The 12,826-nt window shown below is 58.3% G+C and carries 8 protein-coding genes; all 8 read left to right on the forward strand.

Translation table 11 applies throughout. The features are described from left to right. Positions 1–3: 3 nt before the first annotated feature. The 8 genes from GCWU000341_RS02420 to GCWU000341_RS02455 all read left to right on the forward strand — a co-directional run bounded on the left by GCWU000341_RS02420 (position 4) and on the right by GCWU000341_RS02455 (position 12,604). Positions 4–2,205 carry a thiamine pyrophosphate-binding protein gene (locus GCWU000341_RS02420; RefSeq protein ID WP_009214114.1) on the forward strand — a complete coding sequence of 734 codons (2,202 nt, stop codon included), beginning with the start codon at positions 4–6 and terminating at the stop codon, positions 2,203–2,205. 15 nt (positions 2,206–2,220) lie between these two features. Then, positions 2,221–3,192: an NAD-dependent epimerase/dehydratase family protein gene (locus GCWU000341_RS02425; protein WP_009214115.1), complete on the forward strand. Its 972-nt coding sequence runs from the start codon at positions 2,221–2,223 to the stop codon at positions 3,190–3,192. Further along, positions 3,189–4,442, forward strand: coding sequence for a class I SAM-dependent methyltransferase (locus GCWU000341_RS02430; protein WP_009214116.1), 1,254 nt, complete (start codon positions 3,189–3,191; stop codon positions 4,440–4,442). Before GCWU000341_RS02425 ends, GCWU000341_RS02430 begins: the two co-directional genes overlap by 4 nt. Continuing rightward, positions 4,439–5,590 carry an alcohol dehydrogenase catalytic domain-containing protein gene (locus tag GCWU000341_RS02435; RefSeq protein WP_009214117.1) on the forward strand — a complete coding sequence of 384 codons (1,152 nt, stop codon included), beginning with the start codon at positions 4,439–4,441 and terminating at the stop codon, positions 5,588–5,590. Before GCWU000341_RS02430 ends, GCWU000341_RS02435 begins: the two co-directional genes overlap by 4 nt. A gap of 48 nt (positions 5,591–5,638) precedes the next feature. Continuing rightward, positions 5,639–6,601 (forward strand): glycosyltransferase family 2 protein, encoded by a 963-nt coding sequence (locus tag GCWU000341_RS02440; protein ID WP_009214118.1) that lies wholly within the window; start codon positions 5,639–5,641, stop codon positions 6,599–6,601. A 95-nt stretch (positions 6,602–6,696) separates the two neighbouring features. After that, entirely contained in the window at positions 6,697–9,120 is a 2,424-nt protein-coding gene (locus GCWU000341_RS02445) for a glycosyltransferase family 2 protein (RefSeq protein WP_009214120.1), read from the forward strand. Between the two features lie 359 nt (positions 9,121–9,479). Continuing rightward, positions 9,480–10,046, forward strand: a complete 567-nt coding sequence (locus tag GCWU000341_RS02450) for an LPXTG cell wall anchor domain-containing protein (RefSeq protein ID WP_009214122.1) — start codon at positions 9,480–9,482, stop codon at positions 10,044–10,046. Positions 10,047–11,188: 1,142 nt separating this feature from the next. Next, a complete protein-coding gene (locus GCWU000341_RS02455; protein WP_040653297.1) occupies positions 11,189–12,604 on the forward strand; it encodes an undecaprenyl-phosphate glucose phosphotransferase in 1,416 nt (471 codons plus the stop codon). Positions 12,605–12,826 lie beyond the last annotated feature (222 nt).

Genomic DNA, 12,826 nt, shown 5'->3' on the forward strand with positions numbered 1-12,826 from the left:
AGCATGAGACAGAGATTGGCGGATTACATTTCGGAGACACTCGTCGCAAACGGAATCACGCAGAACTTCAGCGTGACCGGCGGCGGCGCGATGCACTTAAATGATGCCTTCGGGCATCAGAGGGGGATGCATACGCTCTATCAGCACCATGAACAGGCCTGCGCCATGGCGGCGGAGAGCTATGCGAGGATCTACAATCGTCCGGCGCTCGTGTGTGTGACCTCCGGCCCCGGAGGGACGAATGCGATCACCGGCGTGCTCGGCGCGTGGCTGGACTCCATCCCGATGCTCGTCATCAGCGGACAGGTCCGAAGGGACAATACGGCGCATTGGAGCGGACGCAGGCTCCGCGCGATGGGGGACCAGGAGTTTGAGATCACAAGGGCGGTCTCCTGCATGACGAAGTATGCGGAGCTTTTGCTGGATCCCTACCGGGTGCGGTATGCCCTGGAAAAGTGCATCTATCTCTCGCAGACCGGACGGCCCGGCCCCTGCTGGCTGGATATTCCGGTGGATGTACAGGGCTGCTATATCGAGACGGAGGAGCTCCGGGGCTTTTTCCGGGAGAGCTATGAGCGCGGAGAGGACGGCTGGGGGAATGCGGAAGGGAAGCGGCATTCTCACCCGGAGACGGCGTCCTCGATGCAGAGATACTTTACGTCGGAGGAGGAGAGGGAAGAAGTTCTCCGCGGCCTCTCTGCCCTCGAAAATCCGCAGCGCCTTCCGGAGGACCGGGGGGCAGCGCGGGAGGAGCTTCCGATCCCTCCCGGGGAGGAGCTGAGAGAAGCGGCGTCCCATATCCTGGATAAGCTGAAGGAGAGCAGGAGACCGGTCTTCTATACAGGAAACGGCATCCGGATCGCCGGGGCGGAGGCCGATTTCCTGAAGCTGAAGGATCGCCTGCAGATTCCCGTCGTCGTCGGCTGGAATGCGCCGGATATCATCCCGACGGAGGACCCGCTCTATGCGGGCCGACCCGGGGGGAGGGGAGACCGTCCGGGGAATCTCTGCGTGCAGAATGCGGACTGTATCCTGAGCATCGGCTCCCGCCTGAATATCCGGCAGGTCGGCTATCGTTTTCAAAGCTGGGCGAGAGAGGCCTATGTGATGCTCTGCGATATCGACGGGGAGGAGCTCTGGAAGCCCTCGCTCCACGTCGATTTCCGGGTCCGCTCCGACGCGGGAGATCTGATCCGTGCTCTTTTATCGGAGCTTGACAGGCGGAAGCTGAGGAGGCTCTTTTCGGGGGGAGAGGGGATTTTGCGAAGGGACGCGCTCATGCTCTCCCACACAGAAAGCGCGGAGAGGATCGCCTCGGGGGGAGAGAGTGAAAGGCTCGACTGGCTGGAGACCACGGCCTTTTACCGGGAGAACTATCCGACTGTCCTTCCGGAATACTTGAGGATAGAGGGAGAGGACGGGGAGGGCGCGAATGTCTATGCGCTTGTGAAGATCCTGTCAGAGCTCAGCGAGGATGGACAGATCACGGTCGTCGGAAACGGCAGCCCCTGCGTCGCGGGGGGGCAGGCCTGGCTTGTGAAAAAGGACGGGAGGTTCATCAGCCAGGACGGAGTTGCGTCCATGGGCTACGACCTCCCGGCGGCGATCGGGGCCTGCGCAGCCAGCCACGGGGAGGATGCGGAGAAGTGGCGGGAGAACGCCTTGAAAAACCCCTATTGGAAGGGGAGGAAGGAGCAGTATCCGGACTACGGGAAACGGGATATCCTGCTTCTCACCGGGGACGGCTCCCTTCAGATGAATCTCCAGGAGCTTCAGACCATCATCCACCACCGTCTTCCGATCAAGATTTTTGTGATCAATAACGGCGGCTATCACTCGATCCGACAGACGCAGAGGAGCTTCTTCGGGGAGCCTCTCGTCGGGATCGGCGTGGATTCCGGACTCGGCGGGAAAAGCGATCTGAGCTTTCCGGACCTGGAGAAGCTCGCTAAGGCCTACGGCTATCCCTTCCTCCGGATATCGGATAATTCCGGGCTCAAGGAGGGCCTTCGGGAGCTTCTCTCGATGGAGGGGCCGGCTCTTTGCGAGATCATCGTGAGCAGGAGCCAGCAGTTCCTCCCGAAATCCTCCGCGAAAAAGCTACCGGACGGCTCACTCCTCAGTCCGCCGCTTGAGGACATGGCCCCCTTCCTGCCGGAAGAGGAGCTTTCGAAGCTGATGCTTATAAAAACGGCGGATTCCTGAGGGAGGAGAGAGGGAATGCTCTTTATGATCAGCGGGGTCACAAGCTTTCTGGGGAGAAGTGCGGCGAAGCTTCTGCTCGAGAGAAAGCACAGGGTGGTGGGACTGGTCCGCCCCGGAAGCAAAAACAGGGAGAAGCTAAAGACCCCCGCCCTGTCCGGGCTCTTGGTTCAGGAGCTGGACTTCGACTCCATCCCGGAGGCGGAATCCTGCCGGAGGATCTTCGGCTTCTCCCTTCGCGGAGAGGGGAAGGAGGGGCTCTGCCTGCCGGGGGAGCTTGTCTTTTTGCACTTCAGCTGGGACGGCGTGGGCTCTGCCGGAAGATCCGATCCGGAGCTTCAGGAGCGGAATATCCGGAATGCGAAGAAGGCCTTTCGGATCGCGGAGGGCCTTCACGCCTCCCGCTTTCTCTTTGCAGGCTCTCAGGCGGAATACGGAGGAGGGGGACACGAAAGGCCCGAGCCGAGGAGCGAATACGGAAAGGCGAAGCTTGCCTTCGGGCGCTGGGGGATGGAGCAAAGCTCCGAGACGGCCTTCTATCACCTTCGGATTCACTCGGTCTATGGGAGCGGGGATCACGAGGGAAGTCTCGTGAATGCCCTGATTCACGCTCATTTAAGGAGGGAAGCCATCCGCCTTTCCCCCTGCACACAGGACTGGAATTATCTGGAGGTCCGGGATCTCTCCTCCGCTCTTTTGCTTCTCTCAGAGTCAGAGAGGGCGGAGGCCGGGATCTACGATATCGCGTCCCGGGACACTCGCCCGCTCCGAAGCTATGTCGAGGAGATCTGGCGGATTCTGAATGAAGGATCTGGCGGAGAAAGGCTTCCGGAGAGAGACTATCTTCTCTTTGGAGTGAGGGGGAACAATGCGGAGGGGGATATCGGCATGGCGCCGGACACCGCGGCGCTCCGCGCCCTGGGATTTTCGGAGAGGATCAGTCTTCGGCAGGGCATCGAGGAGCTTCTATCAGAGGAGGAACGGAAATGAGGGAGGGGGAGACGAAAAGGCGTTGCCTCGCCTGCGGCGGGGCACTGAGGAAGCTTGCGGACTTTCAGGATATGCCCGCGAGTGCGCAGGATCTTCCGGGGGAGGAGGAGCTCTCCAGGGAGAAGGCCATCACACTCCGGCTCTGCCAGTGCGGGCGCTGCGGGCTGGTGCAGTTTGATACAGAGCCGGTCCCCTATTACAGGGATGTGATCCGCGCCGGGGGAGGGAGCAGTACGATGCGCCGTCTCCGCTTTGAGGAGTACCGCCGCCTCCTTCTGGAGCTCAAAAAGACGGGGCTCAGGGAGCCGAAGCTCCTCGAGGTCGGCTGCGGGAGAGGAGAGTTTCTCTCCCTGTGGAGAGAGCTTCCCCTCGAAGAGGAGGGAGAGGAGACGGGAGCGCTCCGTTCTCTCCTTACTTCCCTGAAGCTCTATGGGATTGAGCATAGCGAGAGGCTTTCGGAGGAGGCGAGGGAGCAGGGGCTCTCTGTCCGAAGGGGCTTTCTGGAAGGGGATGTTCTCCTGCCGGAGGCTCCCTTTGACGCCTTCACCCAGTTTAATTTCTTAGAGCATCAGCCGGATCCTCTCTCTATGCTCCGGGCGGTCCGGAGGAATCTCACAGCTTCGGGGCTTGGGCTTGTCACGGTCCCAAGCTTTGAATATATCCTGGAAAATGACGGTTACTATGAGCTTCTCCGGGATCATATCGCATATTATACAAAGGAAAGCCTGCAAAGGCTCTTCCGGGATGCGGGCTTTGAGACGCTCTCCGAAAGGATCGTAAACCGGGACACGATAGAGATCATTGTGCGTTCTTCCGATACAGCCTATCCCGGAGGAGAGCCCGCAGCGATATCTCCCGTCGATATCACGGGCTTAAAGGAGAATCAGAGTCTTTTGAAGGAGACGATACAGCGGCATATCTCGGAGCTTTCCCGGGAGGGAAAGACTATGGCGCTCTGGGGCGCAAGTCACCAGGGCTTCACGCTTTCCTCCAGCACAGAGCTTTGCGGAAGGATCCGCTATATCATAGACTCCGCTCCCTTTAAGCAGGGGAGATACGCCCCCGGCTCCCATATCCGGATCGTTCCTCCGTCCCACTTCCTCTCCGAGCCGGTGGATGAGATCCTGATCGCCGCCCCCGGCTATACCGATGAGATCGCGGCACTGATCCGGCGGGACTTCGGGGAGAATGTGAAGATCCTCGCGCTCCGCTCGAAAACGATCACGGAATACCCGGGAGGAAAAGTATGAGGGCGCTCGTTCTCAGGGGGAGAGGGGAGATCGCCTATGTGGAGAAGCCGGAGCCAAAGCTTCTATCTACCCACGGCGCGCTGCTTCGCCCGAAGCTCATCTCCCCCTGCACCTCTGATGTGCATACGATCTGGCAGGGCTCCCCGAAGAAGCCGGAGCTCACTCTGGGGCATGAATGTCTCGCGGAGATCGCAGAGGTCGGAGGAGCGGTCCGGGACTTCCGCCCGGGAGAGCTGGTCGCGGTCTCCGCGGTTACACCGGACTGGTCTCAGCCGGATGTCTTGGAAAATTATGCCCACGCCGGATATAATTTCTCTGCCCATATGCTCGGAAAGTCCATCGACGGGGCCTTTCAGGAGCTCTTCTATCTCCCCTATGCGGACCGGAATCTCGCGAGAATCCCCGAGGGGATGGATCTCTTGGACGCGCTCATGGCGGTGGATGTCTGTCAGACCGGCTTCACCGCCGCGGAGGAGGGAGAGGTCCGGAAGGGGCAGGAGATCGCGGTCCTCGGAATCGGAGCGATCGGACTTTCCGCGATCCTCGCCGCAAGGCATTACGGAGCGAAAAGGATCTTCGCGGTCGGCTCCCGAAGAGAGAATGCGGAGATCGCAAAGAGCTTCTCGGACGAGCACTGCCAGGTGGAGCTCATCGACTATAAAAGCTGCGTCAGTGCTCTCCCGGAGGGACTCCATCCGCTCGCCAATTCCACGGGCTCTCCGGTCGTAAACGAGATCCTGAAGAGGACGGCTCTCAAGGGAGTGGACAGCGTGCTTCTCTGCGGGGGAGACGAGAAATCTCTTCCGATGGCAGTGGACATGGTGAAGTACGGGACCGGAATCGTCTCCAATGTCATGTACTTTGGGGCAGAGCCCGGGAAGGAGAAATTACAGGAGGAGCACCGGGGGATCGATGCTCTGGAGATCCCGAAATTCTCCATCGGGCGGGGCATGGCGGGAAAGACGCTCCGCTTCTCGCTCTCAAAGGGCGGGAGGGAGAATCTGGAGAGGATACTCCATATCCTTACAACGGAGCGGCTTCATCCGGGCTGCTTTGTCACAAAGCGGTATCGGGGTCTCGACAAGACTGCGGAGGCCATTTATGATATGAAGGAGCGGCGCGCCATAAAGATTGCGATCTCGGTCTAGGCAGCAAGGCGCGGCGCATCTTCGGAGGCTGTCAGAAACGAGGCGAATTTGAAAAAGATCAGTATTGTTATCCCCTGCTACAACGAGGAGGAAAATGTGCTTCCGCTCGCAAAGGCCCTCAGAGACTGCTTTTCGGCAGAGCTTTCGGACTATTGCTACGAGCTCCTCTTTATCGACAACGACTCCCATGACAGGACGAGAGACAGAATCCGGGAGCTTTGCAGGGAGGATCCGAAGATCAAGGCGATCTTCAACGCGAAGAATTTCGGCCAGTTCAACAGCCCCTACTATGCGATGCTGCAGTCCGACGGGGATGCCACCATCTTGATGGCGGCGGACTTTCAAGACCCGGTGGAGATGATCCCCCGTTTTGTCCATGCCTGGGAGGAGGGGAGCCGCATCGTAATCGGCGTGAAGATCCGCTCCCGGGAGTCCAGACTCATGTACTGGCTCCGCGGCATCTACTACCGCGCCATAAAGCGGATGTCCTCTGTGGATCAGATCAGCCAGTTCACGGGCTTCGGACTCTATGACCAAAGCTTCATCAGGGTGATGCGCTCTTTGGATGATCCCACGCCCTTTCTCCGCGGCATCGTCGCAGAGCTCGGCTACCGGAGGACGGAGATCCCCTATACGCAGCCAAAGCGCCGGGCGGGGACGACGCACAATAATTTCTACACACTTTACGACGCCGCCATGCTGAGCTTCACAAGCTACACGAAGGTCGGACTCCGCATCGCCGTATTCTTTGGCGGAGTCTGCAGCGCGCTCTCCATGCTGATCGGCATGCTCTACCTCGTCATGAAGCTGATCTGGTGGGACCGCTTTCCGGCAGGCATGGCCCCCATGCTGATCGGCATGCTCTTTCTCGGCTCGGTCCAGATCTTCTTTATCGGCCTTCTCGGAGAGTACATCCTCTCCATCAATCAAAGGGTCATGAAGCGCCCATTGGTGGTGGAGGAGGAGAGAATCAATTTTCCCGACGCCCCGAAGTATTCGGGTGTCGACTGAAGCCCCATTTCGGGAAGATCCCATGATCCGGCAAAGAGCGGGGGACAGAGAGGGTATCGCGGAGGGGGGATGGCTTCGCGGGGAGAGGGAAGGATATGAGAACAAAGCTTGATATCGCGCTGGTCCGGGAGGGAAAGCTCAATTTGCAGGGCTGGGCCTTCGGGAGAGACCCGGAGACAAGGGTGCATTATGAGGTCCTGGGAAAGGACGGGAAGGCCGCGGAGGGCGTTCTCATCTCCTCGGTGCGGAGGGATTCCGTGGCGGAGGCCTTTTTCCCGGATTATGAAAAGGAGACGGGGCATCCGATCCGCCGGGAGCTCGGCTTCGATATCGAACTTCCCTATACCTTTGGCAGCGGGGATTCCTGCACCCTCCTGATCGAGGTGGACGGCAGGAGGCGCCGCTTTTTTCTCGATGATAAACGCCTGGAGGCCTTTAATTCCCATGCGCACAGGAAACGGGAGAAATTCCTCGCCCTCTTAAATCCGGAGACGCTCGAGGCGGTCCGGGAGACGTTTCGAAAGGACGGATTCTTTGCCCTCTTTAAAAAGACGGTCCATAAGCTGAAGGGGATTGAAGAGGACTATGACTACAACGAGTGGTATCGAAGCTGCCGCGTGAGCGAGGAGGAGCTCGAGAGGCAGAGAGGACTGCATTTTCCGCATGAGCCGAAGTTCTCCATCGCGGTGCCGGTCTACCGGACACCGGAGAAATTTCTGAGGAGGATGCTGGAATCCGTCCGAAGACAAAGCTATGGGAATTTTGAGCTCCTCGCCGCGGATGCCTCGGCCTATGAGGGACTGATCTGGGGAAAGGAGGGAGGAAAAACTCCGAAAGAGGTCCTTCAGGAGTTTTCGGAGAAGGACCCGCGCTTTCGCTATGAGATTCTTCCGAAGAACCGCGGCATTGCGGAGAACACGAATGCCGCGCTCCGCATGGGGGCGGAGGGGGAATTTATCATTCTCATGGATCATGATGATGAGCTCTCGCCGGACGCTCTCTATGAATGCGCAAAGGCGATCAACGAGCATCCGGGCTTAAAGCTTCTCTACAGCGATGAGGACAAGATCGACTTCGAGTCCGCCTATCTCTTCGAGCCGCATTTCAAGTCCGACTATAATCCGGAGCTCCTCCGCTCGGTGAACTATATCTGTCATCTCCTGGTGGTGGAGAGAGGGCTTTTGGAGAGCGTCGCAGAGCAAAACGAGAGAGGGGAGAAGGTCTATGAGAGGAAGGAATACGACGGCGCGCAGGATTACGATCTCATCCTGAGGCTCTGCGAGAGGGCAGATGCGATCGCGGAGCGGGAGGAGGAGAGGCGGGGCCTTCTGCCGGAGGACAGAAAGCGGCTGTCGGAGGCCCTTTTCACCTCGGAGAACATCTTTCACATAAAAAAGGCGCTCTACCACTGGCGCTCCCACCAGCTCTCCACCGCGGCGAATCCGGAGGCGAAGCTCTATGCCTTTGAGGCCGGGAGACGGGCGATCGAGGCCCACTGCGCGAGAGTCGGCCTGCCGCTCCTAAGCGCTGAGAAGGGGATCACCTACGGCTTTTATCATCTGAAATATCGGATCGAGAGGACGGAAAAGGGAGCGGAGCCGCTGATCTCCGTCATCATCCCGAACAAGGACCACCGGGAGGATCTCGACAAGGCGATCCGCTCCCTCATCCGGGGGAGCTATTCGAATCTTGAATTCATCGTCGTGGAGAATAATTCGGAGCGGGAGGATACCTTCTCTTATTATGAAGAAATCACGCGCGAATTTCCGGACTGCTTTGTCTCGAAGGAGGAGGCGCTCCAAAGACCTGTCGTCCGTGTCGTCCGCTGGGAGCGGGAATTCAATTATTCCGCGATCAACAATTTCGGAGCCCGGGAGGCGAGAGGGGACTATTTTCTTCTTCTGAACAACGATATCGAGCTCATCGAGCCGGATTCTCTGCGGGAGCTCCTGCAGTTCGTTCAGCTCCCCGGAATCGGAGCCTGCGGGGCCAGGCTTCTCTACCCGGACCATGTCATCCAGCACGCCGGCGTCGTCATGGGCTTTGGGGGCATCGCCGGCGCGGCCTTCATCGGCATTCACGATAAGGAAAATACCTATATGCATAGGGCGAAGTGCGTCCAGGATTATTCCGCGGTGACGGCGGCGGTCCTCCTCACAAAGCGAAGCCTCTTCGAACAGGTCGGGGGACTCACGGAGGAGCTCGCCGTGGCCTTCAACGACGTTGATTTCTGTTTAAAGCTCCGTGCTCTGAAGCAGCGGATCGTCTATAATCCCTACGCGCTCTTCTACCACTATGAGTCGAAGTCCCGCGGCATGGAGGACACGCCGGAGAAGGTGAAGCGCTTTAACTCTGAAATCGTGAAGCTCGCGAAGCGCTGGCCGGAGATCCTGCGGCAGGGGGACCCCTATTATAACCCGGCCCTCACACTCCGGAAGTCGAACTTCGTCCTGAGGGACCTTAAGAAGGAAGCGCCCGGAGAGCCCTTTCCCCTCCCGATCTTGAAGGATATTATATAGAGAGCATGCGAAATCTTTCAGCATTGGAAGGAAGATCGGCATATGGCTCGCCGTTGCTGTCGAAAGAAATACGATAATCCGACATTTTTCTTACAGGCCTTGACAAGTGCGAAAAGATTCGCTACAATCGCAGTGTTTTAAGAAACGATTAAGAAAAAGCACTTTTTGGCATAATATTCTGCTTCAGGGAATCTGTGAGAACGGTTTTTGCGGCTGGCCCGCAGAGATCATGGTTCGCACGGTACCCGGGGAGCCGGGAGGGCGGAAGCCCGAACGACATATCCCAGGCCACTTTATGAGAGGGAATACTTGTCCGCGCTTTTTCCGAGGTCTTCCAGACAGAGTATGAGGTGAGCATCATGAAGAGAGAGAAGAATACGAATACAAAGAAGCTTTTGAATCGGAAGAACGCCATCGCTGCTACGCTGACGGCATCCCTCCTCGGCATCGGAGCAATCGGCACAATATATACCGTTTCGTCCACCGCGACGCCGGTGGCCACGACACTCCGCTATATCGCGACCTCGAATGTGGTTCCCGCACCTGCCACAGGGTCCAATATCGCAACGGATTCGGAGATCGGCGGCAGATCCTCCTCCGGGACCAAGGGTCACGCCTGGGTAGATACCGCCGCAAGGCAGAACACGGAGAACAGCCAGAATATGAGCCCGGAGAACCCGGCGCAGTATCAGCAGGCCCCTGTGGGCGCTGGAGCGGATCCTGCGAAGAAGGGAGATCCCGCGTCCGCGAAGTCCGCTGGCGCAAAGGCGGCAGTGGATGCGGCGTCCAAGGGAAAGGGGAAGGGCGGCCGTGGTGTGAAGACGGGCGATGAGTCCAATATCTTCCTCTATCTGGGAGGCCTTGCCGCTTCCATGAGCGCTCTCGCCGGAGCCTTTGTCTTCCGGAAAAAGAGAGAGAACGCCTAAACATCGCTATCCTTCGGGAGCAGGCATGCAGCTGCTCTTGAGGAAGAAGACCCGCGCACTCCCGTCCCATGCTGTGCCTGTTTGTACTAGCGGCGGATCGGTCTTCCCTTCAGAGTCAGCTGTATGCAATCCATAAAGTAAATGCCTATGCCGCGCTTTGCGGCGCAGTATGAATATAGGCCTGATAACGCGAGGCCCCGTCCTCCTTTTCGTGTGAGCGCGAAGGAGGGCGGGGTCTTTGCTTTGTTGCGGTATCTTATAATTTCGAAGTGCCTTGCTTCGGAAGGCGGCTCTCTTCGAGAAAACTCGGAGACGCTCCGAGCATGCCTGATGGCAGACCTTGCGTTTAGGGCTCGGCTTCGGATGAGAGTGGATCGATCTGCCGTTTGCCCGCCCAACGCAGGACGCTCTCGCTCCGACTGCCGCGGCCAGCGGCGCATAAGCGATTTTAAGAAACCAAATCGCTAAGCGCCGGGGCGTCAGACGGCCTGCTTTTCGGCGTACAAAACGTCAGATCGGCTACAGGAATCGGAAGTGCTCCGAGTTTGCCATCAGGCAGACTTCTACGCTTATGCTTCGCTTCTTCGCAGCTCAGCGACTCGGCTTCGCCCGGGAGGCATCAGCCGACCTCCCTTCGGGAGGCACTTCTCTCCGAGAAGTGGTCAAGAACGCTCCGAGTCTGCCTGATGGCAGACTTCTGCGCTTATGCTTCGCTTCTTCGCAGCTCAGCGACTCGGCTTCGCCCGGGAGGCATCAGCCGACCTCCCTCCGGGAGGCACTTCTCTCCGAGAAGTGGTCAAGGACGCTCCGAGTCTGCCTGATGGCAGACTTCTGCGCTTATGCTTCGCTTCTTCGCAGCTCAGCGACTCGGCTTCGCCCGGGAGGCATCAGCCGACCTCCCTCCGGGAGGCACTTCTCTCCGAGAAGTGGTCAAGGACGCTCCGAGTCTGCCTGATGGCAGACTTCTGCGCTTATGCTTCGCTTCTTCGCAGCTCAGCGACTCGGCTTCGCCCGGGAGGCATCAGCCGACCTCCCTCCGGGAGGCACTTCTCTCCGAGAAGTGGTCAAGAACGCTCCGAGTCTGCCTGATGGCAGACTTCTGCGCTTGCGGGGTATGGGCGGATTATTGTATAATTCCGGATATGATCAGGGATAAGCAAAGACAGCTGAATCAGCTCCATGTCCTCCTGGACGCACTGGTGCTGGCGGGGTCCTACGGTTTGGCATGGTACTTCGCGATCGAGTCGCCGATATTCCCGGAGGGGCATGGTGTGCTTCCGCCGCGGGTTTATTTCAGCGCGCTTTTTTTCCTGATCCCGGCCTTTCTCTTCCTCTACTGGATCTTCGGGCTCTACCGCCCGAAGCGGACGATGGGACGAAAGGCGGCTTTTATCCGGATCCTCCAGGCGAACGGCGTGGGAGTGCTGCTTTCTGCCTCACTGCTCTTCGCTTTTCGAAAGACGCTCTATCTGGATCACTTCAGCGCGAGGATGATCGCCCTCTTCTTCGCGATCAATGTCTTTTTCACTACGCTGGAGCGCTTTGGAATCCGCAGGATCCTGTCGGGGCTTCGGAAGCGCGGCTTTAATCAAAAGCATATCCTGCTGGTCGGCTTCTCGGAGGTCTCGGACCGTTTCATCGACGCCTGTCGGAGAAATCCCGACTGGGGCTACCATATCTATGGAATTGTCGATGATCTGGCTGAGACGGGGAGCTCCTACCGCGATGTCAAAGTGATCGGAAAGATCACTGCACTGTCGGAGCTTCTCTCGAAAAATACGATCGATGAGATTGCGATCACCCTTCCCCTTGCGGCCTATGAGAAGCTCGCCGGGATCGTCTCCGTCTGCGAGAAATCCGGTGTTCACACAAAATTCATTCCGGATTATCAGAATGTGATTCACTCAAAGCCGATGACAGAGGATATGGACGGGCTGCCCGTCATCAATATCCGAAATGTCCCGCTGACGGATCCCCTCAATGCCGCTATGAAGCGGGCGATGGATATCGCGGGATCTCTTGCCGCGCTCCTCATCTTCAGCCCTATTATGCTGACGGTGGCTCTGCTCATCAAGCTCGGATCTCCGGGACCTGTGATCTTCCGGCAGGAGAGGGTCGGTCGCCACAATCGCCCCTTTATGATGTATAAGTTCCGTTCCATGGTCCAGCAAAAACCGGAGGAGGAGAAAAACGGCTGGACGACACCGGGGGACCCCAGAGTTACGGGCATCGGGAAATTTATCCGGCGCACCTCCATCGACGAGTTCCCCCAGCTTTTCAACGTCCTGATGGGACAGATGTCCCTCGTGGGACCGAGGCCGGAGAGAACCCAGTTTGTGGAAATGTTCCGGGAGGAGATCCCCCGCTATATGGTAAAGCATCAGGTAAGGCCCGGCATGACCGGCTGGGCGCAGGTGAACGGCCTCCGCGGGGATACCTCCATACCGGAACGCATCCGTTATGACCTTTGGTATATCGAAAACTGGACTCTGGGGCTGGACATCCGCATCCTCTTCCTCACGATCTTTCGAGGCTTCGTAAATAAGAACGCATACTGAGAAAAGACTTTCCCAAGCCGCGCCCGAATTGACAATTCCGCCCGTCGACATTATGATATGATTCCAGTGTCGAAAGTCTGCTTCCACGACATGCTTGCATGAGAGAGGAAGCGAGACTTTAGGACACGCCCCCGCATGAGCAAGGAGCGGGCCGAAGGGCCGCGGGAATGCGAATGAGGGGGGTAGCATGGCGAGAGCAGCGAAGCGGCGAAGCCATGCGGA

Origin of the sequence: Oribacterium sp. oral taxon 078 str. F0262 (assembly GCF_000160135.1) — a bacterium.
GTDB lineage: Bacteria > Bacillota > Clostridia > Lachnospirales > Lachnospiraceae > Oribacterium.

Coding starts and splice junctions, on each gene's coding strand:
- GCWU000341_RS02420 (WP_009214114.1), top strand. CDS start 4: ATGAGACAGAGATTGGCGGATTACATTTCGGAGACACTCGTCGCAAAC.
- GCWU000341_RS02425 (WP_009214115.1), top strand. CDS start 2,221: ATGCTCTTTATGATCAGCGGGGTCACAAGCTTTCTGGGGAGAAGTGCG.
- GCWU000341_RS02430 (WP_009214116.1), top strand. CDS start 3,189: ATGAGGGAGGGGGAGACGAAAAGGCGTTGCCTCGCCTGCGGCGGGGCA.
- GCWU000341_RS02435 (WP_009214117.1), top strand. CDS start 4,439: ATGAGGGCGCTCGTTCTCAGGGGGAGAGGGGAGATCGCCTATGTGGAG.
- GCWU000341_RS02445 (WP_009214120.1), top strand. CDS start 6,697: ATGAGAACAAAGCTTGATATCGCGCTGGTCCGGGAGGGAAAGCTCAAT.
- GCWU000341_RS02450 (WP_009214122.1), top strand. CDS start 9,480: ATGAAGAGAGAGAAGAATACGAATACAAAGAAGCTTTTGAATCGGAAG.
- GCWU000341_RS02455 (WP_040653297.1), top strand. CDS start 11,189: ATGATCAGGGATAAGCAAAGACAGCTGAATCAGCTCCATGTCCTCCTG.